This is a genomic window from Cupriavidus sp. FW305-27 (genome assembly GCF_058787995.1).
Genome location: NZ_JBYTAG010000026.1, coordinates 1 through 26,513 on the forward strand (window position 1 = coordinate 1; position 26,513 = coordinate 26,513).

Here is a 26,513-nt window from a genome sequence, read left to right on the forward strand (position 1 = left end):
GGGCGGGTGAGCGCATTATCTCCCGGACAGGCAAACTGATACGTAAAATTTCCTGTTATCTGATGCTGTTATGGATGGCACGGACGGCCCATAATCGGCACTCGTACACAAAGGCGTTGTGCAAGGAGATGCCATGAACCCGTTGAGGCTGTTGCGGACCGTGCTGTGGGGCTTCTTTGGCCTGCGCCAGGGGCAGGAGCACCAGCGCGACCTGGACACCTTGCGCCCGGTACCGCTGATCCTGACTGGCGTGGCCGTGGCCGCCGGGCTGGTGGTGTGCCTGGTGCTTGCGGCAAACTGGGCGGTATCGGCTGCCTGACCTGAAACTGCTCCCATGCATTTCCTGCCCCAAGGACCTGGTATCGCCACAGCCCGTGCGCTGCGCAAGCTGGCCTGCCTGACGCTGGCGGTGCTGCTGCCCGTGGGCATGGCGCTGGCCGCCACCGACACGCAACAGATCGAACGCGGCCGCTACCTGGCGCGCATCGCCAACTGCGCCGCGTGCCATACCAGCGAAGGCGGCAAGCCGTTTGCCGGCGGGCTGCCGATCCGCACGGCGGTCGGCACGGTTCATTCGACCAATATCACGCCCGATGCCGGCAGCGGCATCGGCGCCTATACGCTGGCCGAGTTCGACCGCGCCTTGCGGCACGGCGTGGCGCGCGATGGCAAGCGGCTCTATCCGGCGATGCCGTATCCCTCGTACGCGCGCATGCGTGCCGAGGACGTGGCGGCGCTGTACGCCTACCTGCGTGCCGAGGTGGCGCCGGTCACGCAGCGCAACCCCGCGCCGCAGATGCGTTGGCCGTTCAGCATGCGCAGCCTGCTGGCCGCGTGGAACGTCCTGTTCGTCGATGACGACCCGGTCCGCACCGACCCCGCGCGCGGCGCAGCCTGGAACCGCGGTGCCTACCTGGTGCAGGCGGTGGCGCACTGTGGCGCCTGCCATACGCCGCGCGGCAACCTGTTCGCCGAGAAGGGGCTGGACGAGCGCAGCCGCCATTTCCTGTCCGGGGCGAGCGTGGAGGGCTGGTCCGCCACCAACCTGACCGGTGACCAGGTCACCGGCCTGGGCGCGTGGTCGCGCGCGGATATCGCCGAGTTCCTGCGCACCGGGCGCAACGGGCACGCGACCTCGTTCGGGCCGATGTCCACGGTGATCTCCACCGCCACCCAGTACATGAGCGCGCCCGACCTCGATGCCGTGGCCGCCTACCTGAAATCCCTGCCCGGCGCGCGCGGCGAGGACAAGCCGTTCCGGCATGATGCCGCCACCGCGCAGCAACTGCGGCAGGGCCGCTTCGATGTGCCCGGTGCGCGCCAGTACGCGGTGTTCTGCATGCCTTGCCACGGCGCCGACGGCAAGGGCTTTGCCCGCGTGTTCCCGCCGCTGGCCGGCAACCCCACCGTGGCCGATCCCGACCCGGCCTCGCTGGTGAACCTGCTGCTCGACGGCGCCGTGACCGCGCGCGTGGGCACCGCGCCGGCGGATTACCACATGCCCGGCTATGGCTGGACGCTGGACGACCAGGAACTGGCCAATGTGCTGACCTTTATCCGCGGCAGCTGGGGCAACCGCGCGGCGCCGGTGCCGGAAGCCGCCGTGGCGGCACGGCGCAAAGAGCTGGCCGCGCAGCACCCGGCCGCGGCAGGCGACGCATCCCGATGAGCACCCGATGACGATTACGCGCAGAGACTTCCTCAACGGCACCGCCCTGACCATTGCCGCCGGCCTTGCGCCGGTGCAGTTGCTGCACGCGCAGCAGGGCGGGGCAGGCGTGGCGTATCCGCCCGCGCTGACCGGTCTGCGCGGCAACCATGCCGGCACCTACACGCTGGCGCACAGCCTGGCGCGCGAGGGCGCGAAATACCCGGTCGTGCTGGCGCGCGAGGCTTTCGACCTGGTGGTGGTCGGCGGCGGCCTGAGCGGCCTGGCGGCGGCGTGGTTCTACCGGCGCCGTTTCGGCGCCAACCGGCGCATCCTGATCCTGGACAACCACGACGACTTCGGCGGTCATGCCAAGCGCAACGAGTTCACGGTGCGCGGCAAGCGGCTGGTGACCTATGGCGGCAGTGCAGAAATGCCGGCAGGCGCTGCCAGCGACGCCGCGGTGCGCGAACTGCTGGCGGGGATCGGGCTCGATGCCACGCGCCCGCCTGGCACTGTGCCTGCGGATCCCTATGGCGCGCTCGGCATGGGCCGCGCCGTGTTCTTCGATGCCGAGCATTTCGGGCGCGACCAGTGGGTGGCTGGCGATCCGTTCGGCGAGCTGATCGATGTTCGCAGCGGGCAGCAGGCCGGTGCCCCGGACGCGGCTGCCCTGTCGCGCTTCCTGGACAACACGCCTTTGCCTGTGGCGGACCGCGCCGCGCTGGCGCGGCTGGCCGCCGGCACCACCGATTACCTGCCGGCGCTGTCCGGCACCGAGCGCGCGGCTGCGCTGCGCTCCATGCGTTACGCCAGCTTCCTGCGTGACAAGGCCGGCATCGGCCTGGCCGGGCAGCGCTTCCTGCGCAGCCGCAGCAACGATGCCTATGCGCTCGATGTCGATGGGATTTCGGTTGCCGACGCCATCGCCATCGGCCTGCCTGCAGGCGCCAACATGCCCGCGCCGGCGGGCAATGCGCGGCTTGGCAAGTCGCCGGCATCGCGCCTGTGGTTTCCGGATGGCAATGCCTCGCTGGCACGGCTGCTGGTGCAGAGCCTGATCCCGGGCGTGGCGTCGATCGCCCGGCCGGCCGATGTGGTGTCGGCCGCGTTCGACTACAGCCGGCTGGACCGCGACGGGCAGCCGGTGCGCCTGCGCCTGAACAGCACCGCGATCGCGGTCGAGCCCGACGGCAATATCACGCGCGTGACCTACGGGTTCAGCGGCAACCTGCATCGCGTCGAGGCGCGCCACGTGGTGCTGGCCGGCTACAACATGATGATCCCGTACCTGCTGCCGTCGCTGCCGGCCAAGCAGAAAGAGGTGCTGCACAACGAGGCCAAGGCGCCGCTGGTCTACACCAAGGTGGCGCTCGACCACTGGCAGGCGTTCGCCGCGCTGCGCACGCGCCGCATCCACGCGCCGGCCATGGCCTATACCGACCTGTGGCTGGAACCGCCGGCGGGCAGGCAGCCCTCCGATCCGGCCGTGCTGCACATGCTCTATGTGCCGACCGTGCCTGACAGCGGCATGCAGGCGCGCGACCGCTTCCGCGCGGGCCGCGCCTTGCTGCTGGGCACGCCGTTCGACACGCTGGAGCGCGACATCCGCGCGCAGCTTGACCGCATGCTCGGGCACAAGGGCTTTGCTTCGAAGGACGTGATCCGCGGCATCACCGTCAACCGCTGGGCGCATGGCTACAGCTATATGCCCGACAGCCTGGCCGCTGAGAACGTGGCGCCCGACGCGGTGTGGCCCGGGCTGGCCGGCGTCGGCAATATCAGCATCGCCAACAGCGACAATGCCGGCAGCCCTTCGCTGACCGCGGCGGTGGGACAGGGGAAGCGGGCAGTCGAGCGGCTGCCCGGGTAGCAGGGCTTCAGCCTTCGCGCGGCGGCGTCAGCGCATCGATCTCGGCGTCCTTGGCTTCCCACTGGCGTGCCAGCCAGTTGTGGAATTCCGTGCGGAAGGCCTTGTCGCTGCCGTAGTCGGCCTCGCAGAAGGCCGGCGGCACCGGCAACTGCCGCATGCGCACCAGCACCGGGCCGGCGCGTCCGCAGGCCAGGTCCCAGAAGCCTGGCGCGCCTTCCGGGTACACGATGGTGACGTCGAGCAGGGAGCGGAACTTGTTGCCCATCGCATTCAGCGCCACCGCCAGCCCGCCGGCCTTGGGCTTGAGCAGATGGCGGTACGGTGAGTCCTGGGCCGCGCGCTTGGCCTCGGTGAAGCGGGTACCTTCGGCAAACACCATCACGCTGGTCGGCACCAGCGAAAACTTCGCGCAGGCGCGCTTGGCCGTTTCCTGGTCCTGGCGCCGCAACGCCGGATTGCGCCGCAGCTGCGCCTTGCCGTGTCGCTTCATGAACGGAAAGTCCAGCGCCCACCACGCCAGCCCGATAACCGGCACATAGATCAGCTGCTGCTTCAGGAAAAACTTCAGCAGCGGGATGCGCCGGTTCAGCGAGCGCTGCAGCACGAAGATATCGGCCCACGACTGGTGGTTGCAGTTGACCAGGTACCAGTCGGCATAGCGCAGTCCCTCGTTGCCCTGGACGTCCCACGGCTCACGCTGGATCCACGCGAACCAGCCGGTGTTGCCGGAGATCCAGGCGGTGGCGATGCCGTTGAGCATCGGATCGATGCGCCGCCTGGCGGGGGCAAACGGCAGCACCAGCTTGAGCAGCGCGAGCGGAAACAGCAGCGCGCACCAGAACAGCGTGCTGGCAATCAGAAGCGTCCAGCTCAGGATACCAGTCAGCCACGCGAAACGGCCCCGCGGCACAAGAGCCGGGCGGCGTGCAGCCACGGAGGGGGGCGGGGGCTTGGGTTGGCCCGCGTCAGCGGCGACGGGCGGAGAAGAGGGCAGTGTGGTCATGGGCGCCAGTGTGCAGGCTTGTAATGGATCGGGGCTTGAGCCTGATCAACGCGGACGTTGGCGCGTGGATCCCTCAAGTTGACGCTGCTACCCCGTTCGGCTGACGCAGCAGGCTTAATACAGCCTACCAAATGTTTCACTGGTGCGCAGATTGCCGGTTCCCGAGAATGCAACAAAAATCCTACAAAGGAGATCACTGTGCGAGTTCCGGGACCAGGCATGCAGCACGGTGCCATCATCAAGCGGCGACGCAACCACGCCCTGCGGCCGATTGCCGCGCTGATCGCTTACTGGCTTGCGCCGGCCGGAACCATGGCCCTGGCAACGCTCGAAGTCCGCGCACAGACCGCCTGCGGCACGATTGCCAGCGGCACTTATACGGCACTGTCCTGTACGCCTGCATCGGGCAACGCCGAGATGGAGACCGTGTCAGGCACCACCTTCAATACGAACACAGGCGCGAGCCTGCGCGCGCTCGCGAGGGGGGCGAATGCCTCGGTGACCCTGACCGGGACCACCATCACGAATACCACCGCCACGGCTGCCAGTGGCGTCGCGTCACAAGTCATCACCAACCCGGGCGATGCCAGCGTGACGTTCAATGGCGGCACCAGCGCCATCACGATGCAAGGGGCCGGCATGGACGGCGTTGCCGTCACCAAGCACGGCCGGCGGGTCGGCTATCACCGTCAATGCGGGCACGACGCTGAACCTCAACAACCTGGTTGGCGGCAACGAGCGCGACGGGTTCGATATCAATGCCACCGGGGGCGGCAACGCCAGTGCAGGACAAGCCGCGCAGCGGCTGGCTGCGCGCAGTGGGCAAGTGGGAGGGCAGCCGCAGCAAGGACGGCAACTTCCGCACCCGCACCGACAGCTTCCTGCTGCACGGCGGTGCCGAGCTGGCCAGGTGGCGTGTCGCCAGCGAGACCGACCGCCTGCATGTCGGCGTAACGGGCAGCTATGGCAACGCCAGCACCGACGCGGATGCCGCCGGCAACCCCACGCGGGCCAGGGGCAAAGTGGAAGGGTGGGCTGCGGGTGTCTACGGCGCCTGGTACCAGAACGACGAGAACAAGCTGGGCGCCTATGTCGATGCCTGGTTCCAGTATGGCTGGTTCACCAACCGCGTTGAAGGCGACCAGTTGCCGACGGTGCGATACCACGCGCAGGGACTAGGGCTGTCGGGGGAAGTCGGCTATGCCATCCCACTGCCGCGCGACTGGGTGATCGAGCCGCAGGCGCAGCTCATCTATGTCAACTACAGCGAGGACGACATTGCCGAGCCCAACGGCACGCGCGTCAGCGGGGCGGATTCCAGCGGGATCATCGCGCGGCTGGGCGTACGCACGCATCGGACCTTCGTGCGCGAGGACGGCCGCAAACTGCAGCCGTATGCGACGGTGAACTGGTGGTATTCCGATACCGACACCAATATCTCGTTCAACCAGTTGCCGATCGGCGGGCTGTATCCGCATAACCGCTTCGAACTGAAGCTGGGGCTGAACGCCGATCTCGGCAAGCGCTGGACCGGCTGGACCAATGTGTCGGGTTCCTGGGGCCAGCAATCCTTTTACCAGTACGCGCTGAGGGCAGGGGTGAAGTACACGTGGTGAGCGGGCTCACCGCGCGCGCGGCCATCAGAACACGACAGTCGCTGTCCCCATGAACGTGTTCGTGCTCTTCAGGCGGTTCTTGCCGGCAACGGTCGGCACCCAGCGCAAGCCCAGCGACAGCAGGCTCTTCGCGCCGATCTTGGTGTCGTAGGTGACGATCGGGCCCACCGCCCAGTCATGGCCGCGGAAGCCGTTCAGGCGGTCGGCCAGCGGGCCGCTGTCGTCGCCGAGCTGCTGCGTCGTGCCCGCGATCAACCCGAGGCCCGCGCCGTTGGCAAAGCGCTTGAGCAGCATGGTGTCGAGCGTGAACAGCGGTGCGTTCTGGTAGTCGGTGGCGTTGTTGCGGGTGTAGAACTGGACCCCGGCGACGGCATCGAACTCGAGCCCGTGTTCGGGGAACAGCTTGGTGTAGGCCACTTGCGGAATAAACGTCCAGTTGTTCAGGCTGGCGTTGGCCAGTGCGTTGGGATCGTACTTGCCGGTCGGCGCCCACACATTCAGGCTCAGAGCCACATGCTCGGTCTTTGAGAAATGGTAGCCCGCGATGATCGGCGCGAAGGTGATGTCGAACAGGTTCGATGCGGTGTCCTGGGTGCTGGCGCCCCGGCCGCCGGCGCTGATGTTGGCCGTGACCTTGGTCCAGACATAGGGCAGCGTGAAGCTGGAGGCAAAGTTCCAGGGGCCGGTATCGGTGTCCCATACCTTCATCACCGTTGCCAGGGTGAACGCGACCTTGCCGTCCACGCCCAGCGCCGTCTTGCCTGCGATGGGCACGTTTCGGCTGCCGCCGATCGAGCCATCCAGGTAGATCTCGCCGACGTTCACGATGAGCGCGGGTTCCGGCGACACGATCCCTACATTGGGGAGCACGCTGGTGCCGGTCACGGGTCGCCCCAGGGCGCCTTCAGTCGCGTTCGCACCTGCACAGGCAAAGAGGAAGGAAGCAGCAATGGCCAGCCGGTTTGCGATGGTCGTTGACATATTCAAGGAACAAGGAATGCAAGGCCGGCCAGGCGCTTGCCGGAATGCCGGCCTCTGGCGCATGCCTGCCCGCGCCAGCTATAGTGAAATTACACAGTAAGGCAATGCCCCACCCTCATATTTTCGTGACATTGCATACTACCAGCAAAGACCCCTGTCACTGCCAGCGCGCAAGCCGACGAAAATCTTCATCACGGCATCGCAAATATTTACTTCACAGGCCTTGAGGCGGTCTGCGATGATGGAAGCGCCATATTCAATCGGCGGGCGTTACCAATTTCATTCAGGGCAACGATTCCAAATGAATTCAGTCATGCAGGGATTAAGGCTTGCTGCGGGCAGCGTGGCAGCAACATTGCCGGCGCTTGCCTGTGCGGCAGGGCCCTCGACGGATGACATGAATGCGTCAAATAATCCGCTGAGCCCGACCATTACCCTGAATCTGCAGGACCAGTACGTGGGACGCTATTACGGACTCGGCGACGAGGACGGAAACAGCGTCCTGCTGCGCGGCACCATTCCGCACAAGCTGTTCGGGTTGCCGCAGATCGTCGGTTCACGATGCCCGTCGTCACCACGCCGAATGTCGCGCCGGATGGCAGCAAGACCGGACTGGGCGACCTGAACCTGTTCAACCTGGTGTTGCTCAAGGGCCTGGGCATGGAATGGGGCATTGGCCCCCAACTCACCATTCCCACGGCATCGCGCGACCAGACCGGCACCGGGAAATGGCAGGCCGGCCTGGCCGGCGTGGGTATTTCCCCGCAGAAATGGGGCATGATCGGCGGGCTCGTGACCTGGCAGCATTCATTTGCCGGGGAAAGCGACCGGCCCACCCAGGACAACCTGACCGCGCAGCCGTTCGTGATCTATAACCTGCCGCAAGGCAGGTACCTGCGCAGCACCGCAACCTGGAATTTCGACCTCAAGCGTGGGAATTACTACATCCCCCTCGGTATCGGCGCGGGCAAGATCTGGAAAATCGGCAAGGAAATCTACAACCTGTTTGCCGAGCCGCAATGGACGGTGGGGCACGAGGGAGTCGGGGTGCCCAAATTCCAGGTGTTCATGGGCTTGAATATCCAGTTCCCGCTGTAGCCATAAGCAGGGACCTTTCATAACTTGCTGATGACCCGCTCCCAGGCAAGCCAGCGCATTGCATCGCTGCTAAGCGCACTGGCCTTGCTCTGGTGCGACGCCGCGTTCGGCCAGGCTGAAGCGCCGGCTGAAAAGAAACCGCTGTCGTTCTTCGATCCTGAGGACGGCAAGCTGGACATGAGCGACTTCCTGCTCAATCACAAGGGCGCGCTGCCGGTGCCGGTCGTTATCACGGAACCAGCCGTTGGCTACGGCGGCGGGCTGGGGCTGATGTTCTTCTCGGAATCCATGGCGGATGCGGCGGCCAGCGCCAAGGCCAGTGGAAAGGGGCCCGCACCGCCGAACATTACAGCCATCGGCGGTGCGTATACGGAAAACGGCACCTGGGGCGCAGGCGTGGCGCACTTCCACACGTGGGACGGCGACCGCTACCGTTATCTTGGGGGCATCGCCAAGGTCAATGCAAACCTGGACTACTTCGGCTTGCTGAGCCAGCCCCGTGCCTACGAACTCAGAGGCGTGGCATTGGTGCAGCAACTGCTCGTGCGGGTTGCCGATACGCGTTGGTACGTGGGGCCGCGCTACGTGTATTTCGATTCGACCGCGACCTTCAAGGTTGGCGATGCGGGTGAACTCGGCAGCTTCGACAAGACCCAGCGCATCGGCAAGGCCGGGTTGGTGGTCGACTATGACTCGCGCGACAACATCTTCTATCCCAGCCGCGGCAGCTATGCCGAGCTGGAGGCGCAGTTCGCGCGCGGCGGCTTCGGCAGCACGCAGTCATTCAATATGTATAACGCGCGCGGCTTCACTTGGCTGCCGGCTGGCGCGCCCCGTGATCCTGGGGCTGCGCGCCGATACGCGCTTTTCCACCGGCGACGTGCCGTTCTACGCGCAGCCGTTCGTGGACCTGCGCGGGGTACAGAAGGGGCGCTGCCAGGACCGCAATGCGCTGGCGGCAGAAATGGAGCTGCGCTGGGACGTGACGCCGCGCTGGTCGCTGCTGGGCTTCACTGGCCTGGGCAAGGCATATGGGCGCTGGCATGATTTTTCCGATGCATCGACCATCTACAGCGTAGGCGCGGGCTTTCGCTACATGATTGCGCGCAAGCTGGGGGTGTCGATCGGTCTCGATGTGGCCCACAGCAAGGGCCAGAACGCCTTCTATATCCAGGTGGGGAGCGCATGGCACTGAGTTGCGAGGTCCGCTCGATGTGCCGGTAGGCTGTCCGGGCGCCCACGCGCCCAACCTGCTCGCTACGCTATGGCAATCAAGAAGATCAAGGACAGGCGGGGCGTGATGGCCAGGCTGTCCGCCTCCGATGAGACGTCCAGCCGGAACTACCTGCGCGAAGCGGTGCTGCTGTGCGAAACGCATCTGGCCGGGCTGCCGGATGTCTCCAAGCCTTACTTCGGCGGGCACTTCGTCTGGCAAAACCGCGTTCACTACTATGTGGCAGGCCAGGAGAACGGCGGCCGCAGCCGCTTGATCGAGGTGTTCGTGATCGACGCTGGCGAAAACCTGGAGCCGCTGCACGCCTTTCAGTATCCGCCACCGCTGGCAGCGCTGTTTCCGGCGGACTACGGCATCCTCAATGAGGGTGAGGAAGATCCGGCGGCCCTGACGAAGATGGTGCCAAGGGCAGATAGCGAGCGATGAGCAGGGCGCCAGTGGCAGTGCGCGCAAGAAAAACTTAATTCACTTGGCCCCCGAACGAGAAAAAGCTGACTTCTGATAACCGTAGCCATCTGAGATCATGGTTTGCGCTGAATCAGCATGATTCTTGTATACAAAGAGGCGGAGTGAATGAGCGGACGACGTAAAGGCAGCAATCCCGGCGCGGGCGCGGGGCGTTCCGGCTCGGTTGCGCTTGCCGCGGGACGGCGCAGCGGGCAGAGGGCACTGATCCTGGTGCTGCTGGGTCTCGGGGTCGCAGCAGGCCTCGGCGCCAGCTACTGGTACATGAAAGGGCGGACGCCAACGGCGCCCGCCATCGTCATCGGCGATGGCAAGCGCGGACCCGCTGGCATGGTGCGCGTGCCCGGCGGTGAGTTCCTGATGGGCAGCGACAGCAAGATGGCGCAGCCCAACGAAAGGCCGGCCCACAAGGTGCGCGTGCACTCCTTCTGGATGGACCAGCACCACGTCACCAACGCGGAATTCCGCAAGTTCGTCGAAGCCACGGGCTACGTCTCGACCGCGGAACGGGCACCTGACTGGGAAACCCTGCGGGTCCAGCTGCCGCCCGGCACGCCGCGCCCGCCCGACAGCGCCATGATGGCCGGCGGCATGGTCTTCGTGGGCACGCCGCGGCCGGTGCCGCTGCAGGACTACTCGCGCTGGTGGCGTTATGTGCCCGGTGCCGACTGGCGCCATCCGACTGGCCCCGGCAGCTCGATCGAAGGCAAGGACAACCACCCGGTGGTCCAGGTCTCGTATGAAGACGCGCAGGCCTACGCCAAGTGGGCCGGCAAGCGCCTGCCCACCGAGGCGGAATGGGAGTTTGCCGCGCGCGGCGGGCTGGAGCAGGCCACCTATGCCTGGGGCGAGCAGTTCGCCCCCGACGGCAAGCAGATGGCCAATGTCTGGCAGGGCCAGCAGAACCAGCCGTTCCCGGTGGTCAGCCCCAAGGCGGGCGGGGCGCTCGGCACCAGCCCGGTTGGCACTTTCCCGCCCAACGGCTATGGCCTGGCCGACATGACCGGCAATGCCTGGCAGTGGGTGTCCGACTGGTATCGGGCCGACCAGTTCCGGCGCGAGGCCGGCAAGGCCCAGCCGATCGAAAACCCGGTCGGCCCGATGGCCTCGTGGGATCCGGCCGAGCCCGGCGTCCCGGTGAATGCGCCCAAGCGCGTCACGCGCGGCGGCTCCTTCCTCTGCAACGAGGATTTCTGCCTCAGTTACCGCCCCAGCGCGCGGCGCGGGACCGACCCGTACAACAGCATGTCGCACCTCGGTTTCCGGCTGGTGATGGACGAGGGCCGCTGGGCGGAACGGCAACGGCAGGCGCCGGTGGCCTTGGCCGGCCAGTCCGGGCAGGCGGCTCGATAGCGCTGCGCCCGCGCGAACCAAAGCACAACGACGAGCACGACAGCACGCGACAGGAGTGAACCATATGGACATCGCTGCCACCCGCGGATTCCTAGCCAGCCCCTCGCGCAGGGCCATTGCCGCGCTGGTGCTGGCCGGCCTTGCGCTTGCGGGCTGTTCGACGCCCGCCACGGCGCCCGAGTCTCAGGCCGCCGTCACCCAGGCGGCGCAGCCGGCCGCGCAGGCTTTGGCGTCGTGGCGCGACGGTGCGGCACGGCAGGCACTGCTGAAGTTTGTTGCCGACGTGACGCGCAAGGGCTCGCCGACATTCGTGCCGCCCGAGGAGCGCGTCGCAGTGTTCGACAACGACGGCACGCTGTGGAGCGAGCAGCCGCTGTACTTCCAGTTCTTCTTCCTGCTCGACCAGATCCGCGCCGCCGCGCCGCAACACCCGGAGTGGCGCAACAACCCCGCCTTCAAGGCGCTGATGGCCAACGACATGGAGGGCCTGATGCGCAACGAGAAGCAGCTGGCCGGCCTGGTCGTCACGGCCAACAGCGGCATGACCACGGACGAGTATGAGCGCACCATCCGCGACTGGCTGGCGAAATCGCGGCATCCCAGGTTCAACCGGCCCTATACCGAGCTGGTCTATCAACCGCAGCTGGAACTGCTGTCCTACCTGCGCGCCAACGGCTTCAAGACCTACATCGTCTCCGGCGGCACCATCGAGTTCATGCGCCCCTGGAGCCAGGCTGTCTATGGCATTCCGCCCGAGCAGGTGATCGGCTCCTCGCAGGCCGTGCGCTACCTGGTGCGCGACGGCAAGCCGGTGCTGGTGCGCGACCCCAAGCTGGAATTCGTGGATGACGGGCCGGGCAAGCCGGTCGGCATCTACCGCCATATCGGCCGCCGGCCGATCCTCGCCGTGGGCAACTCCGACGGCGACCTGCAGATGCTGGAGTACACCACCGGCGGCGACGGTCCGCGCATGGGCGTGCTGGTGCATCACGACGATGCCGAGCGCGAGTTCGCCTATGACCGCCAGTCAAAGGTGGGCAAGCTCGACAAGGCACTGGACGCTGCCCGCGCCAAGGGCTGGACGGTGGTCAGCATGAAGCAGGACTGGCAGCAGGTTTACCCCACGGCTGGTGCGAAGTAGGCAGAAGAGGGAGCCGGCATGCCAGGCGTGCCGGACGCAGGTTGAAGCTGTTTGACTATCGGGAGCAGCAATGCAACGAATGACAGAGTCCACCCCGGCAAGGCGCGGCGCGCGCTTTGCCATGGCCGCAATGGCGATCGCCATCGCGGCGATCGCCGGCTGCAAGAAGGCAGACGAGCCCAAACAGCAGGCGCCTGCCGCGCAGCAGCCGGCGACCCCGGCCCCGGCTGCGGCGGCGCCGGACACGTCCGCGACGCCGGCACAGCCGCCGGCGCAGTCCAACCTGCCGGTTGCACCTGAAGCCGCTTCCGCGCCAGTGGCTGTCAATACGTCGGGCAAGAAGCCCAACATCCTGGTGATCTTCGGCGACGACATCGGCCAGACCAACATCAGCGCCTACAGCATGGGCGTGGTGGGCCATCGCACGCCGAACATCGACCGCATCGCCCGTGAGGGGATGATCTTCACCGACTACTACGCCGAGAACAGCTGCACGGCGGGCCGCTCGTCGTTCATCACGGGCCAGTCGCCGCTGCGCACGGGCCTGTCGAAGGTAGGCGCGCCGGGGGCGACCGTGGGCTTGCAAGCCCGCGATGTGACCATTGCCGAGGCCCTCAAGCCGCTCGGCTACGCCACCGGCCAGTTTGGCAAGAACCACCTGGGCGACCGCGACGAGTACCTGCCGACCAAGCACGGTTTCGACGAATTCTATGGCAACCTCTATCACCTGAATGCCGAAGAAGAACCGCAGCGCCCGTACTGGCCGAAGGACAAGAACGATCCATTCGTGAAGAACTTCTCGCCGCGTGGCGTGCTGCACTCCACGGCCGACGGCAAGATCGAGGATACCGGTGCACTGACTACCAAGCGCATGGAGACCATCGACGACGAGACCACCGACGCGGCGCAGAAGTTCATTACCAAGCAGGTCCAGGCCGACAAGCCGTTCTTTGTCTGGATGAACACAACCCGCATGCACGCGTTCACCCATGTGCGTCAGTCCATGCAGGGCCAGAGCGGCATGCCCGGCAACGATTACGCCGACGGCATGATCGAGCACGACGGCGACGTCGGCAAGCTGCTCAAGACGCTCGATGACCTGAAGATCGCGGACAACACCATCGTCATCTACACCACCGACAACGGCCCCAACCAGTGGTCCTGGCCTGATGCGGCAAGCACGCCGTTCCGCAGCGAGAAAAACACCAACTGGGAAGGCGCGTTCCGCGTACCGGCGATGATCCGCTGGCCGGGCAAGATCAAGGCGGGCACCGTCAGCAACGAGATGTTCTCCGGGCTTGACTGGTTCCCGACGCTGCTGGCTGCCGTTGGCGACGGCGATATCAAGGAGCGGCTGCTAAAGGGTACGTCGCTTGGCAGCAAGAACGCCAAGGTACACCTCGACGGCTACAACCAGTTGGCGTACCTGACGGGGCAGACCAACAAGGGTGCGCGCAAGGAGTTCTATTACTTCAACGACGACGGCGTGCTCGTGGCGATGCGCTATGACGACTGGAAGGTCGTCTTCTGCGAGCAGACTACACCGGGCGGGTTCCAGGTCTGGCAGGATCCGTTCAAGTGCCTGCGGGTGCCGAAGATCTTCAACCTGCGCATGGATCCGTATGAACGCGCAGACATCGTTTCTGACCAGTACAACGACTGGCTGGGCAAGAACGCGTACCTGACCGAGATCGGGACGATGAAGGCTGCGGCGTTCCTCCAGACCTTCGTCAACTACCCGCCGAGCCAGCGCCCGGCCAGCTTCAGCATCGACCAGGTGCGCGAGCAGGTCGACAAGAAGATTGAAGAATCAATGAAGAAGAAGTAATGCAGTCAGTCATCAGCGCCGTCCGCCTGTGACGGCAGTTGAAACCGGCGAAGGCCCGCGTACGCGCGGGCCTTCGCGCCAACGGTCCAGTTCATGATCGAATCTCATGCCGCCCCGGGCGGCAATGGTGGCAAGGACGGGCGCCGGGCGCGCTCCGTGAAGACCGAATATTCCGCATCCGCCTTGGCGCTGCGGGGCAACACGGCCGACCAGACGTGGCTTTGGGCGGCCGTGTTGCTGTTCATATCCGGCACGGCCGGACTGGTTTACCAGATCGTCTGGATCCGCCAGCTGTCGCTGGTGGTGGGCGTCGACGTGCACGCGGTCACCACCGCGGTCAGCGCCTTTTTTGGCGGGCTGGCCCTGGGCGGCTGGCTGTTCGGCCGCGTGGCCGACCGCCACGGCAATCCGCTGCGCCTGTATGCGTGGCTCGAAATCGGCGTCCTGGTGCTGGGCATCGGCGCCACCGTGGCGCTGGCGCATGCGGCAGCGCCGTTCGCCTGGCTGGAGCAGCGCACCGGATGGCTGGCGTGGGCCTTGCCCTTTGTGCTGGTGATCCTGCCTGCAGCCGCCATGGGCGGCACCTTGCCGGTGCTGATGCGCGTGCTGACGCCAGGCGCCGGCCGTGTGGGCGTGCATGGCGGGCGGCTGTATGCCGCCAATACGGCCGGCGCCATCGCCGGCACGCTGCTGGCTGGATTCGTGCTGGTGCCGCTGCTGGGCATCCTGGGCAGTGCGGTCACGGCAGGCATGCTCAATGGCGCCGCGGCGCTGGTGGCCTGGCTGCTGGCTGCGCGCACGCAAGCTGCGGCCGAGCCGGTTGCCGCCGCTGCCGGGCAAGGCGCCGCTGCCGGCGGCGATGCCGCCAACGGCCGGCTGGCGCTGGTGCTGTATGCCGCTGCCGGCGGCATTGCCCTCGGCTACGAAGTGGTCTGGTCGCAGGCCATCGTGCAGTTCCTCAGCACGCGTACCTTCGCTTTTACCGTGGTGTTGGCAACGTACCTTGCCGGCCTGGCTATCGGCAGCGCGCTGGCTGCGCGCCATGCCGACCGGGTGCGCGACCCCTGGGGCGCCTTCGGTCTGCTGGTGACGGGGGCGGGGCTGGTGGCGTTGCTTGAATTCGTGCTGCTGGGCGAATGGCTGCTGCGGGCGCAGGGCAGCCTGTCCGCCTGGGTGCAGGGGCTGACGTCCAGCCCGCTGGTGGCGGCCTGTGCCAGCTTTGCGCTGGCGGCGCTGTCGGTCGTGTTCGTGCCCACGCTGTTGCTGGGCGCGGCGTTCCCCTTCGTGCTGCGCGTGAGCATCGATAGCCGGCACGTCGGCGCCGGCGTGGGCAGCGTGGTGGCGCTCAATACTCTGGGCGGCATCGCCGGCACGGCGCTGGCCGGCTTTGTGCTGGTGCCATACCTGGGGCTGGTGCATACGCTGTCTCTGCTGGCAGTGAGCGCTGGCGTGGTCGGCGTGGTGGCGGTGGCGCTGGGTAGTGGTGTGCGCCGCGTAGCGCGCTGGGCGGTGCCGATGGTCAGTGTGCTGGCCGTGATCGCCGCCGCGCTGGCGCCTGCGGACCGGCTCGCCACGCTGCTGGCGCGCGCCCGCGGCGGCGACCTGGTGTTCTACGAGGAGGGCCGCGGCGCGACCGTGGCCGTGGTGGAGCAGACCTCGTCCAGCAACCGCTTCCGACGCCTGTATATCCAGGGCGTCTCCAATTCGGGCGATGCCATGACCTCGCAGCGCTATATGCGGCTGCAGGCGCTGCTGCCGTTGATCGTGCACAACGGCACGCCCAAATCCACCCTGGTCATCGGCCTTGGCACCGGTATCACGGCCGGCGCCACGCTGGCCTGGCCTGGCCTTGAACACCGCGTGGTGGCGGAACTGCTGCCGCCGGTGGCGCGCGCCGTGCCCAACTTCGAGGGCAATTTCGGCGTGGCCACCGACAAGCGCATGGACATCCGCCTGCGCGACGGCCGGCGTGAACTGCTGCAAAGCACGCAGCAGTACGACCTGATCACCCTGGAGCCGCCGCCTCCGTCGGCGGCTGGCGTGGTCAACCTGTATTCGACCGATTTCTACCGCCTCGCGGCAGCGCGGCTGCAACCCGGCGGGCTGGTGGCGCAGTGGCTGCCGCTGCCGACGCAGAACGACGAAGACACCCGCATGCTGGTGCGCAGCTTCCTGGACGTGTTCCCGCACGCCATGCTGTGGACCACCGAGCTGCACGAGATGATGCTGGTGGGTTCGCTGTCGCCGCTGGCGCTGGATGCCGCGCGCATCCGCACGCGCTTTGAACAGCCGGAAGTTGCTGCCGCGCTGCAGGCCGTGGGCGTGCGCTCGCCGGCGGCGCTGATGGCGACCTGGGTCACCGACCGCGCCGGCCTGGACTGGTATGCGGCCGATGCGCCGGCCGTCACCGATGACCGCCCGCGCATCGAATACGCCGGCTGGGTCCGCCGCGACGCCTTCCCGGAAACCTTGTCCAGGCTGCTGTCGCTGCAAAGCGAACCCCCGCTGGCGGGCGCCGATGACGCATTCTGGCGCGACTTGCGCCGCGAGCGCGAAGTGCTGCACACCTTCTACCGCGCCGGCCTCGATGCCTACCGCGGCGACCGCGAAGCCTGGGCCAGCCATATCACGCAGGCCATGCGCGCCGATCCCGACAATCCCTACTACGCCTGGTTCGTCGGCGGCCAGTCAGCTCGCCCCGCCCGCCGCGCACCTGCTGAACCAAGGAACACGCCATGAGCGCACGCGACGACGTCCTGGCCCTGCAGCAGCGCATGGGCGAATCGATTGTGGGGCAGCAGCGCATGATCGAACGCTTGCTGCTTGGCCTGTTGGCCGATGGCCACCTGCTGGTGGAAGGGTTGCCGGGGCTGGCCAAGACGCGGGCCATCAAGATGCTGGCGCGCAACCTGGATGCGCGGCTGTCGCGGATCCAGTTCACGCCGGACCTGCTGCCCGCCGACATCACGGGTTCAGAGGTGTACTTCACCGAAGGCGGCAAGGGCGAGTTCCGATTCCAGGCCGGCCCGGTGTTCGCCAACCTGGTGCTGGCGGACGAGGTCAACCGCTCGCCGGCCAAGGTGCAGGCGGCTCTGCTGGAAGCCATGGAGGAGCGCCAGGTCACCGTCGGCGGCACCACCCACAAGCTGGAGCCGCTGTTCCTGGTGATGGCCACGCAGAACCCGATCGAGCAGGAGGGCACCTATCCGCTGCCCGAGGCCCAGATGGATCGCTTCCTGATGCATGTCAGCGTGGGCTATCCCGAGGCGGACGCCGAGGCCGACATCGTCAAACTGGCCCGCGAGGAAGAGGCCGGCGGCGGGGCGGGGGGCGGGGCGCAGGCAGTGCGGCTGGCGCCCGAAGCGATCTTCGCCGCGCGGGCGGAGATCCATGGCATCCATGTCAGCGATGCGGTGGAGCGCTACATCGTGACGCTGGTGCAAGCCACGCGCGCCCCCAAGCCCGTGGACGACGACCTCGACAAGTGGATCCAGATCGGCGTGAGCCCGCGCGGCTCGATCGGGCTGGACAAGGTGGCGCGCGCGCACGCCTGGCTGCATGGGCGCGATTTCGTCACGCCCGAGGATGTGCAGGCGGTGGTGCACGACGTGTTCCGCCACCGGCTGATCCTGTCGTACGAGGCGCATGCGGCCGGCATCGGTGCCGATGCCGCAATCGACCGCCTGGTGCAGCGGGTGGCGGTGGCTTGACGGCGCGCGAGGGCTAGCCGATGCGTCTGCCGTTCCGTGCCATGGCCCGCGCCGCGCCATCTGCGGTGCAGGCGCCGGCTGCCGCGACCGTTGCCGGCGTCAGCGTGGACGCGGCGGCGCTGGCCGCGCTGGAAGTGGCCGCGCGCGACTTCCACTTCCTGCCGCGCCAGCCGGTGCACAGCGTGCTGGCCGGCCGCCACGCTTCCAAGGTTCGCGGACGCGGACTGACCTTCGAGGAACTGCGCCTGTACCTGCCCGGCGACGATATCCGCAGCATGGACTGGCGCGTGACCGCGCGCACCGGCAAGCCGCACGTGCGCGTCTACACCGAGGAAAAGGACCGTCCCGTGCTGCTGGTGGTGGACCAGCGCATCAATATGTTCTTCGGCAGCCGGCGCGCGATGAAGTCGGTCAGCGCGGCCGAGGCGGCAGCGCTGGCCGCCTGGCGCGTGCTGGCCGAAGGCGACCGCGTCGGCGGCGTGGTGTTCGGCGATGCGAAGGCCGAGGAGTTCACCCCGCGCCGCAGCCGCGAAGCCGTGCAGCAGCTGCTGGGCGCCATCGCGCGCTTCAACCAGGCCTTGCGCGCCGATGCGCCGGCGCGGCGCGCCGCGGGGCAGCTGAACGCGGCGCTGGAGCGCGCCGCGTGCATGGCGCGCCATGACTGCCTGGTTATCGTCATCAGCGATTTCGACGGCCATGACGATCGCACCCGCGACCTGATGCTGGAAATGGCGGCGCGCAACGACGTGCTGACCATCCTGGTCCACGATCCCTTCCTGAGCGAGTTGCCGGAGTCCGGCCAACTGGTGGTCAGCGACGGCGAACTGCAGGTGGAGCTGGGCTTCGGCCACGCGGCCACGCGGCGCAGCATTGCGGAGTTTGTCGATACGCACGCCAAGGCGCTGCTGGACTGGCACCACGCCATCGGCGTGCCGCTGCTGCCGCTGTCGGCGGCAGAGGAAACGGCGCTGCAGCTGCGCCGGCTGCTGGGCCGCCCGCTGCAGCAGACGCCGGTGCGGCAACGCGCAGGAGCGGCGCGATGAGCCTCACGCACAGCACCGCAGCGGGCGTCGAAGACAGCACGGGCGTGGCTACGCTGGCCACCCTTGCCGACGTAGCCGTGCCGCCGCCCCCTTCCTGGGCGCCGCAGACCATCGGCTGGCCGATCGCCGGCGCCTTGCTGCTGCTGGCCCTGGCCTGGGCAGGCTGGCGCGCGTGGCGGCGCTACCGCGCCAACCGCTACCGGCGCGAGGCGCTGGCCGAACTGGCAGGACTGCCGCTGGGCGCTGACCCCGCGCACCGCGTCGCCGCGCTGCGGCAGATGGCGGCGCTGCTCAAGCGCACGGCGCTGGCCGCGTGGCCGCGCGCCCAGGTTGCCAGCCTGGCCGGCGCCGGCTGGGCCGAATTCCTGCAGGCACACGCCGGGCGCGCACAAGACGCCGCGCCGCTGCTGGCTGCGCTGGTGCAGGACGCCGAATACCGCGACGACGCGGTGCTGGCGCAATGGCCCGAGACGCAGGTGCAGGCGGTGGCCGGCGCGTGCCGGCGCTGGATCGCGGAGCACCATGTACCAGTTTGAATACCCCTGGCTCTTCGTGCTGCTGCCGCTGCCGTTGCTGCTGTGGTGGTGGCTGCCGCCGTACCGCGAGGAAAGCCCGTCGGTGCGCCTGCCGTTCTTTGGCGAGGTGGCCAGCGCCGCCGGCCTGACCCCGGCCACCGGGGCCGTGGTGTCGCGCCGCAACCGGCTGCAATGGGTGCTGGCGCCGCTGGCGTGGGCGCTGGTGGTGACGGCGCTGGCGCGGCCGCAGTTCCTGGAGGCACCGATCCAGAAGGTGCAGCCGGCGCGCGACCTGCTGATCGCGCTGGACCTGTCGCAGTCGATGGACACACGCGACTTCGGCGACCCGTCCGGCGCGCTGATCCCGCGCGTGCAGGCGGTGCGGCAGGTGGTGAGCGGTTTTGTCGCCAGGCGCCCGGGCGACCGCATCGGCCTGATCGTGTTTGGCGACGCGCCGTACCCGCTGGCACCGTTCACGCTGGATCACCAGTTGGTGCAGACGCTGATCACCGGCCTGCTGCCGGGCATGGCCGGGCCGAGCACGGCGCTGGGCGATGCCATCGGGCTCGGCATCAAGATGTTCGAGCACAGCGAAGCGCCCGAGAAAGTGCTGATCGTGCTGACCGACGGCAACGACACCGCCAGCCGGATGCCGCCCGAGCGCGCGGGGGGGATCGCCAAGGAGCGCAAGGTGGTGGTACATGCCATCGGCATCGGCGATCCCAATGCTTCGGGCGAGGAGAAGGTCGATCTCGGCGTACTGCAGCGGCTGGCCGCGCAGACCGGGGGGCGCTACTTCTTCGGCGCCGACCAGGCCGGGCTGGAGACCATCTACGAGACGCTGGACCGGATCACGCCGCACAACCAGAAGACCTTGTCATGGCGGCCGCGGCGCGAGCTGTTCATGTGGCCGCTGGGGGCGGCGCTGGCGCTGGTGCTGGCGTACCAGTTGCTGATGCTCGGCTACTCGGCGTGGTTGTCGCGCCGGCGTGGCACGGCCAAAGGAGCTGACGAGATCGCGAATGCCGCCGGGGAGGGGCGCTGATGCAGGCCCTCGACACGCTTGCGCACTTCCATTTCCTGCGCCCGTGGTGGCTGCTGGTGCTGGTGCCGGCCGCGCTGCTGGTGTGGGCGGTGCAGCGCCGCGGCGATGTGCGGCGGCGCTGGCGCCAGACCATCGCGCCGCACCTGCTCGACGCGCTGGTGATCGGCGAACGCCGCCGCGTGGCGCTGCGCCCGGTGCACCTGACCGCGCTGCTGCTGGCACTCGGCGCCATCGCGCTGGCAGGGCCGAGCTGGCGGCAGGAGCGCCCGCCGTTCCTGGATGACAAGGCACCGCTGGCGATCGCCGTGGACCTGTCGCGCACCATGGACGCGGTGGACGTCACGCCCACGCGGCTGGAGCGCGCCAAGCTCAAGATCAAGGCGCTGCTGGCGCGCCGCGGCGGCGGCCGCACGGCGATCTATGCCTATGCCGGCTCCACTCACCTGGTGCTGCCGCTGACGGACGACACCAACCTGCTGCAGACCTTTGTCGATGCGCTGCAGACCCGCATCATGCCGGTGCCGGGGCGCGACATGGCACAGGCGCTGCGCACCATTGACGCCGACCTGGCGCGTGAGCCGGTGCCCGGCACCATCCTGTTCCTGACCGACGGCGTGGACCCCGCCGCCGCCAGGGCCTTCCGCGCGCAGGCGGACAGCGGCCGCAGCCAGCCGGTGGTGCTGGCCATCGGCACGGAACAGGGCGGGCCGCTGCGCAATGCAGCGGGCGGCTATGTCGAACAGGACGGCGCACGTGTGTTCGCGCGGCTGGATGTGGCGGCGTTCAAGCGCTTCGGCGACGACAGCGGCACACCGCTCGCCACCTTCACGCCCGGCAGCGACGACGACGTGGCGTGGGTGCAGCGCCATGTGCAGTCGCACCGCGAACAGATGCAGGCTGGCGACCGCACGCGCTGGAAGGATGAAGGCTGGTGGCTGGTGCTGCCGGTCACGCTGCTGGCCATGCTGTGGTTCCGCAAGGGCTGGACCGTGCGCTGGACCGCCGGCCTGCTGCTGGCGCTGGCGTTCGCTGCGCCGCAACCGGGCTTGCGCGCACAGCAGGCCGATGGCGCGCGCCCGTGGCGCTTTGCCGACCTGTGGCTGACGCATGACCAGCAAGGCCGCCGCGCCTTCGAGCAGGGCGACTTCGCGCGCGCCGCGACCCTGTTCGACGATGCGATGTGGCGCGGCGTCGCCCAGTATCGCGCCGGCCAGTACGTGCAGGCGGTGCAGAGCTTCGCGCTGGTCGATTCACCGCAGGCCGACTACAACCAGGGCAATGCGCTGGCGCGGCAGGGCCAGTACCAGCAAGCCGCCGCGCGCTACCGGCAGGCGCTCAGGCGCCAGCCGCAATGGCCGGCGGCCACGGCCAACCTGGCGCTGATGGAAAAGCTGCTGGCGCAGCAGAAGCCAAAAGACAAGCCAGACCCCGACGACCAGGAAGAGCCCCCCGACGTGCCGCCGGATGAAATCAAGTACGACGCCGCGAAGCCGCCGGAGCAGGGCGGCCAGTCCATGCATATCGGCCTGACGCAGGACGCCGAGATGTGGATGCGCGCGATCCGGACCACGCCGACCGACCTGTTGCAGCGCAAGTTCGCGCTGCAGCGCGGGCAGGCCGCACCGCAGCAGGGGCAGCGATGAGCGGCCGCGCCGTGTGTCAGCGCGGGTGGCTGCGGCGGCTTGCGCCGCTGGTCATCTTGCTGATGGCGGCGTTGCTGCTGCCCTTGCTCGCGCGTGCCGCCGAGCCCATCGTGCGCGTGGAAGTGGGCGCGAAGCAGCCGGTGCTGGTCGGCCAGCAGATCAGCATCGACGTCACTATCCTGGCGCCCAACTTCTTCATGTCGGCGCCGGCCTTCCCGGTGCTCCAGGTGCCGGGCGCCGTCGTCACCATGCCTGACCAGCGCGCGTTGAACTCGACCGAAATCATCGATGGGGTTGGCTACGCCGGCATCCGCAAGACCTATGCCTTTACCGCCGAGCAGGATGGCGACTTCGAGCTGCCATCCGCGACCGTGCGCTTCACTTATGCGGGCGACGACGGCGCGCCGCGCGAGGGCAGCGTGACCTTCCCGCCCACGCGGATCCGCGCGGGAGCCGGCGGCGCGGTGAAGGCCGGCGCCGGAACCGGACGGCCCTTGCTGCCGGTGGCCCGGCTCACCGTGACACAGGCGCTGGACCACGCCTCCGACGAAGGCACCGTGCGGCTGCGCGCGGGCGATGCCCTGGTGCGCACCGTCACCACCTTTGCGCCGCAGACCCAGGCCATGATGATCCATCCGCCGCACGCCGCGGCGCCGCGCGGGGTGCGTGTCTTCAGCGCCGATGCGCGGCTGTCCGATCACGCCCAGGACGCGCCCGGGCCGGGCGGCACGCGCGTGGATGCCATCACCTACGTGTTCGAGCGGACCGGTACCTACACGCTGCCGGCGGTGACAGTGGATTGGGTCGATCCGGCCACACGCAAGCCGGCAAAGTCCGAAGCGCCCGCGATCAGGGTGGTAGTGGCTCCCGCGCGCGCGGGCAGCGCGCTGGCCCCGGGCGGTCCGTCTGCCGGCGCGCTGCCGGGCGAGGGCGGCTTGCCCTGGCGGACATTGCTGTGGGGGGCAGTGGGGCTGGTGGCTGTGCTGGCAGCCGGGCTGTCGTGGTGGCGTATGCGGCCGGCGCTGGCCCGGCTGCGCCAGCGGCTGGCCGAGCGCAAGCGCGCCCGCGCCGAAGGTGCCGACGCGCAGCTGGAAGCAACGCTGCAAGCCTGCCAGGCAGGCAGTGCCGCTGCCGCCAGCCAGGCGCTGGGCGCATGGACGCGCGCCGCCCACGGCACCACCCCCGCAGTGTGGGCAGAGTCGGTCGGCGATGCCGCCCTTGCCGATGCCGTGACCGACCTGCAACGCCATCTCTACGGCGCGATGCCGGCCCAGGCCGCCTGGAATGGCACCCCGTTGGCCCAGGGCCTGCGCCGCCATACTGCCAGGGCGCCGGTGCGACGGCACCGGCAAGCCATGCCCGCACTGCCTCCGCTCAATCCCTGACAATCAAGTCCCCCAAACGACGCCCCCTCTATGAAATGCTCCGTTGATCTGTTTGCAGGCAACCCGTTGATGGTGCTCTTCATCACCGTGGGCCTGGGTTACTTCATCGGCAAGGCACGCGTGGGCCCGATCCAGCTAGGGGGAGTCTGCGGCACGCTGGTCGTCGCGCTGTTCATGGGGCAGACCGGTTGCCAGATGCACGGCGAGCTCAAGGACATGGCCTTCGCGTTGTTTATCTTCGCCATGGGCTATTCCGGCGGGCCGCAGTTCTTTGCCAACCTGAACCGGTCGAGCCTGCGCTATATGGTCCTGCCGGTGGTGGAAGCCATCGTCGTGCTCGCCATCGCCGTCGGTGCGGCGGCCTACCTGGGCTTCGATCCCGGCACCGCCGCCGGCCTGGCCGCGGGTGCGGCGACGGAATCGGCCGTGGTCGGCACCGCCGCCGAGGCGCTGAAGCACCTGGGCCTGGACGCCGCCGCCGCGAGCCGCTACGAGGCCAATATCGCCACGGCATATACGCTGACCTACCTGGTCGGCCTGATCAGCATCGTGTTCTTCACCAGCCAGATCGCGCCGGCCTTGCTGGGCATCGATCTGCGCAAGGCCGCCAGGGAAGTCGCCGCGAAGATGGATGCCGCGTCCGAGGACGACGTCGCGACGCAACCCGCGCTGCCGCGCCTGATCGGGCGCGCTTATTCCGTGCACCAGGCCGCCGGCATGACGGTGAGCGAGCTGCAGCAACAGGTGGGTGGCCGGGCGTCTATCGTCAAGGTGCTGCGCGACGGCACCAGTATCGAGCTTGGCGATGACGACAAGGTCCAGGCCAGCGATATCCTGGCCATGGTCGGGATCCGCAGCAACCTGCTGAAGGCGGCAGCCCTGATCGGGCCCGAAGTCCTGCTGCCCGAGGCCCACACCGATGCCATCCAGCTGGTCGAAAAGCAGGTCATCGTGAACAAGCCCAGGGTCAACGGCAAGACCATCGGCGAACTGGCCCGCCTGGCCGGCGCACGCCGTCTGCGTGAAGTCTGGATCCTGCAGGTGCGGCGCTCGGGGATGTCGCTGCCGATCACGCGTTCCACGCCGCTGCAGCATGGCGATGTGGTCACCATCGTCGGCCTGGAGCCGTCGCTGTCCGAAGCCATTGCCGGAATCGGCGTGGAAGCGAAGGCAACCGAGGTCACCGACCTGGTCTTCCTGTGCGTGGGCATCCTGGCGGGCCTGCTGGTGGGAACCCTGAGCCTGAGCCCTGGCGGCATGCATATTTCGCTTGGCAGCGGGGGCGGGGCGCTGCTCAGCGGCCTGGTGTTCGGATGGATCAATTCAAGAAGGCCGTCGCTCGGCACCTTCCCGAGGTCGGTCGTGCAGATCCTGAAGGACCTGGGCCTGGCGCTCTTTGTCGCATGCGTCGGCTTGTCCGCCGGGCCGGATGCGATCTCGCTGATCCGCGAGCACGGCGCGGTGCTGCCGCTGATCGGGCTGGCCGTGTCGCTGGGGCCGGCGTGCCTGTCCTTATGGATCGGTCACAAGCTCCTGAAGATCGAAGGCCCGCTGCTGGTTGGTGCGATTGCCGGGCAGCACGTGAGCACCCCGGCGATCAGCGCCATCCTGGCCGCCAGCCACAGCTCGGTGCCGTTGCTGGGGTACACCATTACCTATGCCATTGCCAACGTGCTGCTGCCGGTGCTGGGGCCGATCATTATTTCGCTGGCGTTCAGGTTCACTTAGGGAAATGCGGCCTGCTTCTCTCACATTACGAATGCCGAGGTCTGGATTACCTGCGCCAGCTCACTGATCAGCATTTTCCTAGTGTCCGCGAGGGCGCTCCGCCGGTGCCGGATCTGGCCCAAACACACTGCCGCTATATCGTTTCGCTCAGGCGCCGCCGGTCTCCGCCGGGCGATCGCCAAGTCAGCGGACGGAAGCGCTGGCACAAGCGTTTCTGTGCGCGCCGTGGCGTCGCTCGCGAGCCACGCAATGTGAGCAAGTGTCAATGCGCGGGATTGCCGATATGCCCGCCATTAACCTGGGCGAGATTGCTCCGATTGGCCCCATAAGCGGTTCGATGCTTGCGGATCGGATGGAGCAGATTTCGCCCGGCAAGGCACTGATGCTGGCATGCAACGACCCGCTGGCGATTATCGAGGACCTGAGCATCCTGACCAATCCCAAGATGCACCCGAAGGCGAACAACGCGGTCATCTGGGATCAGTCTACGGACTTTTTGCTGGATCGTCTTGAATCGAACATCCGGGCCAGCGCCGAGGCGCAGCACACAAAAGAGGCGGAGGCCGCGGCGGCCGAGGCTGAGCGCATGAAGACCACGCCGGATGGATTTCCGGCTTACGAACTCATGTCGGTTCTGTTTAATGGAAAAGCGACGGCCGAGCGATGGAAGCGCGAAGATGCGGAGCGTGAAGCGACTCGCCTTGCGAGGAAAAAGGCAGCCGGCGATGCGGCTTGGGCGCCCTATGAAGCCGTGCTGGACAAGAGTAAGCGACACCAGCACCGCCGCGCTAATCTCTGCAGAACTAATTCTCGTTGGCACTCCGGTTTGGCCTCTCCTGGTCGTACTCTTCGCGGTGAACGTGAGGATCGCGATCCTGGACGACCCGGCCACGCTCAAATGGGCCACGCGCTGCCATTTCAGCAAGCAAGCGAATGGCGAACGCTACACCACCATGGAGAAGGAATGGGCAGAGTTTCTTCAACTTGACATTAAGGTTAGCGAGGATGCCAAGAAATGAAGCTCCCGACCAAGGATGAACGCATTCCACTTTACTTTCGCGAGAAGGGAAGACCGCCTGGAACATGGCAGTTGCAGCACCGCTTGTACATCGATAGGCCGTCCAGCGAAGTCGCCGATGAAATCGGCAACGTCTACAGCATAGGTTCGACCTGTTTGGAAATCATCGATGAGTCGCAAAAAAGA

General features: G+C 67.6%; 22 protein-coding genes and 1 pseudogene. 20 read left to right on the forward strand and 3 right to left on the reverse strand.

Annotated elements, in window-relative coordinates:
* The first annotated feature begins 133 nt into the window (after positions 1 to 133).
* The 3 genes from AC3WRI_RS14470 to AC3WRI_RS14480 are packed head-to-tail and all read left to right on the forward strand — an operon-like array spanning position 134 to position 3,521.
* The gene (locus AC3WRI_RS14470; RefSeq protein WP_010811552.1) at positions 134 to 319 is read left to right on the forward strand and encodes a DUF2970 domain-containing protein; all 186 of its coding nucleotides are present in this window, start codon (positions 134 to 136) and stop codon (positions 317 to 319) included.
* A 15-nt stretch (positions 320 to 334) separates the two neighbouring features.
* On the forward strand, positions 335 to 1,669 hold the full coding sequence (locus tag AC3WRI_RS14475) for a cytochrome c (RefSeq protein ID WP_011615167.1): 1,335 nt from the start codon (positions 335 to 337) through the stop codon (positions 1,667 to 1,669).
* A 7-nt stretch (positions 1,670 to 1,676) separates the two neighbouring features.
* The gene (locus AC3WRI_RS14480) at positions 1,677 to 3,521 is read left to right on the forward strand and encodes an NAD(P)/FAD-dependent oxidoreductase (protein WP_439671634.1); all 1,845 of its coding nucleotides are present in this window, start codon (positions 1,677 to 1,679) and stop codon (positions 3,519 to 3,521) included.
* Between the two features lie 7 nt (positions 3,522 to 3,528).
* Here the strand turns inward: AC3WRI_RS14480 and yihG are convergent, their stop codons facing one another.
* Complete coding sequence (yihG, locus tag AC3WRI_RS14485; RefSeq protein WP_010811555.1) at positions 3,529 to 4,431, reverse strand: 1-acylglycerol-3-phosphate O-acyltransferase, YihG family; 903 nt, start codon at positions 4,429 to 4,431, stop codon at positions 3,529 to 3,531.
* 467 nt (positions 4,432 to 4,898) lie between these two features.
* Positions 4,899 to 5,165: a hypothetical protein gene (locus tag AC3WRI_RS14490; RefSeq protein ID WP_010811556.1), complete on the reverse strand. Its 267-nt coding sequence runs from the start codon at positions 5,163 to 5,165 to the stop codon at positions 4,899 to 4,901.
* 141 nt (positions 5,166 to 5,306) lie between these two features.
* Here AC3WRI_RS14490 and AC3WRI_RS14495 point away from each other — a divergent pair, with 141 nt between their 5' ends.
* The gene (locus AC3WRI_RS14495) at positions 5,307 to 6,140 is read left to right on the forward strand and encodes an autotransporter family protein (RefSeq protein WP_010811557.1); all 834 of its coding nucleotides are present in this window, start codon (positions 5,307 to 5,309) and stop codon (positions 6,138 to 6,140) included.
* A gap of 24 nt (positions 6,141 to 6,164) precedes the next feature.
* On the opposite strand, the gene AC3WRI_RS14500 is transcribed toward AC3WRI_RS14495, so the two are convergent.
* Positions 6,165 to 7,121: a SphA family protein gene (locus AC3WRI_RS14500; RefSeq protein WP_037023789.1), complete on the reverse strand. Its 957-nt coding sequence runs from the start codon at positions 7,119 to 7,121 to the stop codon at positions 6,165 to 6,167.
* 301 nt (positions 7,122 to 7,422) lie between these two features.
* Between AC3WRI_RS14500 and AC3WRI_RS14505 the strand changes: the two genes are divergently transcribed.
* The 16 genes and pseudogenes from AC3WRI_RS14505 to AC3WRI_RS14580 all read left to right on the forward strand — a co-directional run bounded on the left by AC3WRI_RS14505 (position 7,423) and on the right by AC3WRI_RS14580 (position 26,297).
* Positions 7,423 to 7,746 (forward strand): hypothetical protein, encoded by a 324-nt coding sequence (locus AC3WRI_RS14505; protein ID WP_231881396.1) that lies wholly within the window; start codon positions 7,423 to 7,425, stop codon positions 7,744 to 7,746.
* A complete protein-coding gene (locus AC3WRI_RS14510; RefSeq protein WP_492293463.1) occupies positions 7,683 to 8,219 on the forward strand; it encodes a hypothetical protein in 537 nt (178 codons plus the stop codon). Before AC3WRI_RS14505 ends, AC3WRI_RS14510 begins: the two co-directional genes overlap by 64 nt.
* Before the next feature lie 30 nt (positions 8,220 to 8,249).
* Positions 8,250 to 9,414 (forward strand): annotated as a pseudogene (locus AC3WRI_RS14515) (BamA/TamA family outer membrane protein).
* A gap of 69 nt (positions 9,415 to 9,483) precedes the next feature.
* Positions 9,484 to 9,879 carry a hypothetical protein gene (locus AC3WRI_RS14520; protein WP_492293464.1) on the forward strand — a complete coding sequence of 132 codons (396 nt, stop codon included), beginning with the start codon at positions 9,484 to 9,486 and terminating at the stop codon, positions 9,877 to 9,879.
* Positions 9,880 to 10,026: 147 nt separating this feature from the next.
* Positions 10,027 to 11,271, forward strand: coding sequence for a formylglycine-generating enzyme family protein (locus AC3WRI_RS14525; RefSeq protein ID WP_492293465.1), 1,245 nt, complete (start codon positions 10,027 to 10,029; stop codon positions 11,269 to 11,271).
* Between the two features lie 64 nt (positions 11,272 to 11,335).
* A complete protein-coding gene (locus AC3WRI_RS14530; RefSeq protein WP_492293466.1) occupies positions 11,336 to 12,412 on the forward strand; it encodes an HAD family hydrolase in 1,077 nt (358 codons plus the stop codon).
* Between the two features lie 70 nt (positions 12,413 to 12,482).
* On the forward strand, positions 12,483 to 14,240 hold the full coding sequence (locus AC3WRI_RS14535; RefSeq protein WP_176844237.1) for an arylsulfatase: 1,758 nt from the start codon (positions 12,483 to 12,485) through the stop codon (positions 14,238 to 14,240).
* A gap of 93 nt (positions 14,241 to 14,333) precedes the next feature.
* Entirely contained in the window at positions 14,334 to 16,979 is a 2,646-nt protein-coding gene (locus AC3WRI_RS14540) for a fused MFS/spermidine synthase (protein ID WP_492293467.1), read from the forward strand.
* Positions 16,976 to 17,950, forward strand: a complete 975-nt coding sequence (locus tag AC3WRI_RS14545; RefSeq protein ID WP_010811566.1) for an AAA family ATPase — start codon at positions 16,976 to 16,978, stop codon at positions 17,948 to 17,950. Before AC3WRI_RS14540 ends, AC3WRI_RS14545 begins: the two co-directional genes overlap by 4 nt.
* 20 nt (positions 17,951 to 17,970) lie before the next feature.
* Complete coding sequence (locus tag AC3WRI_RS14550) at positions 17,971 to 18,993, forward strand: DUF58 domain-containing protein (protein WP_492293468.1); 1,023 nt, start codon at positions 17,971 to 17,973, stop codon at positions 18,991 to 18,993.
* The gene (locus AC3WRI_RS14555; protein WP_010811568.1) at positions 18,990 to 19,529 is read left to right on the forward strand and encodes a DUF4381 domain-containing protein; all 540 of its coding nucleotides are present in this window, start codon (positions 18,990 to 18,992) and stop codon (positions 19,527 to 19,529) included. The genes AC3WRI_RS14550 and AC3WRI_RS14555 overlap by 4 nt, the downstream gene beginning before the upstream one ends.
* Positions 19,516 to 20,553, forward strand: coding sequence for a vWA domain-containing protein (locus AC3WRI_RS14560; RefSeq protein WP_492293469.1), 1,038 nt, complete (start codon positions 19,516 to 19,518; stop codon positions 20,551 to 20,553). Before AC3WRI_RS14555 ends, AC3WRI_RS14560 begins: the two co-directional genes overlap by 14 nt.
* Positions 20,553 to 22,196, forward strand: coding sequence for a VWA domain-containing protein (locus AC3WRI_RS14565; protein WP_492293470.1), 1,644 nt, complete (start codon positions 20,553 to 20,555; stop codon positions 22,194 to 22,196). Before AC3WRI_RS14560 ends, AC3WRI_RS14565 begins: the two co-directional genes overlap by 1 nt.
* On the forward strand, positions 22,193 to 23,581 hold the full coding sequence (locus AC3WRI_RS14570; RefSeq protein WP_492293471.1) for a BatD family protein: 1,389 nt from the start codon (positions 22,193 to 22,195) through the stop codon (positions 23,579 to 23,581). The genes AC3WRI_RS14565 and AC3WRI_RS14570 overlap by 4 nt, the downstream gene beginning before the upstream one ends.
* Before the next feature lie 30 nt (positions 23,582 to 23,611).
* Positions 23,612 to 25,309, forward strand: a complete 1,698-nt coding sequence (aspT, locus tag AC3WRI_RS14575; protein ID WP_492293472.1) for an aspartate-alanine antiporter — start codon at positions 23,612 to 23,614, stop codon at positions 25,307 to 25,309.
* 265 nt (positions 25,310 to 25,574) lie between these two features.
* Positions 25,575 to 26,297: a hypothetical protein gene (locus AC3WRI_RS14580; protein WP_011615186.1), complete on the forward strand. Its 723-nt coding sequence runs from the start codon at positions 25,575 to 25,577 to the stop codon at positions 26,295 to 26,297.
* Positions 26,298 to 26,513 lie beyond the last annotated feature (216 nt).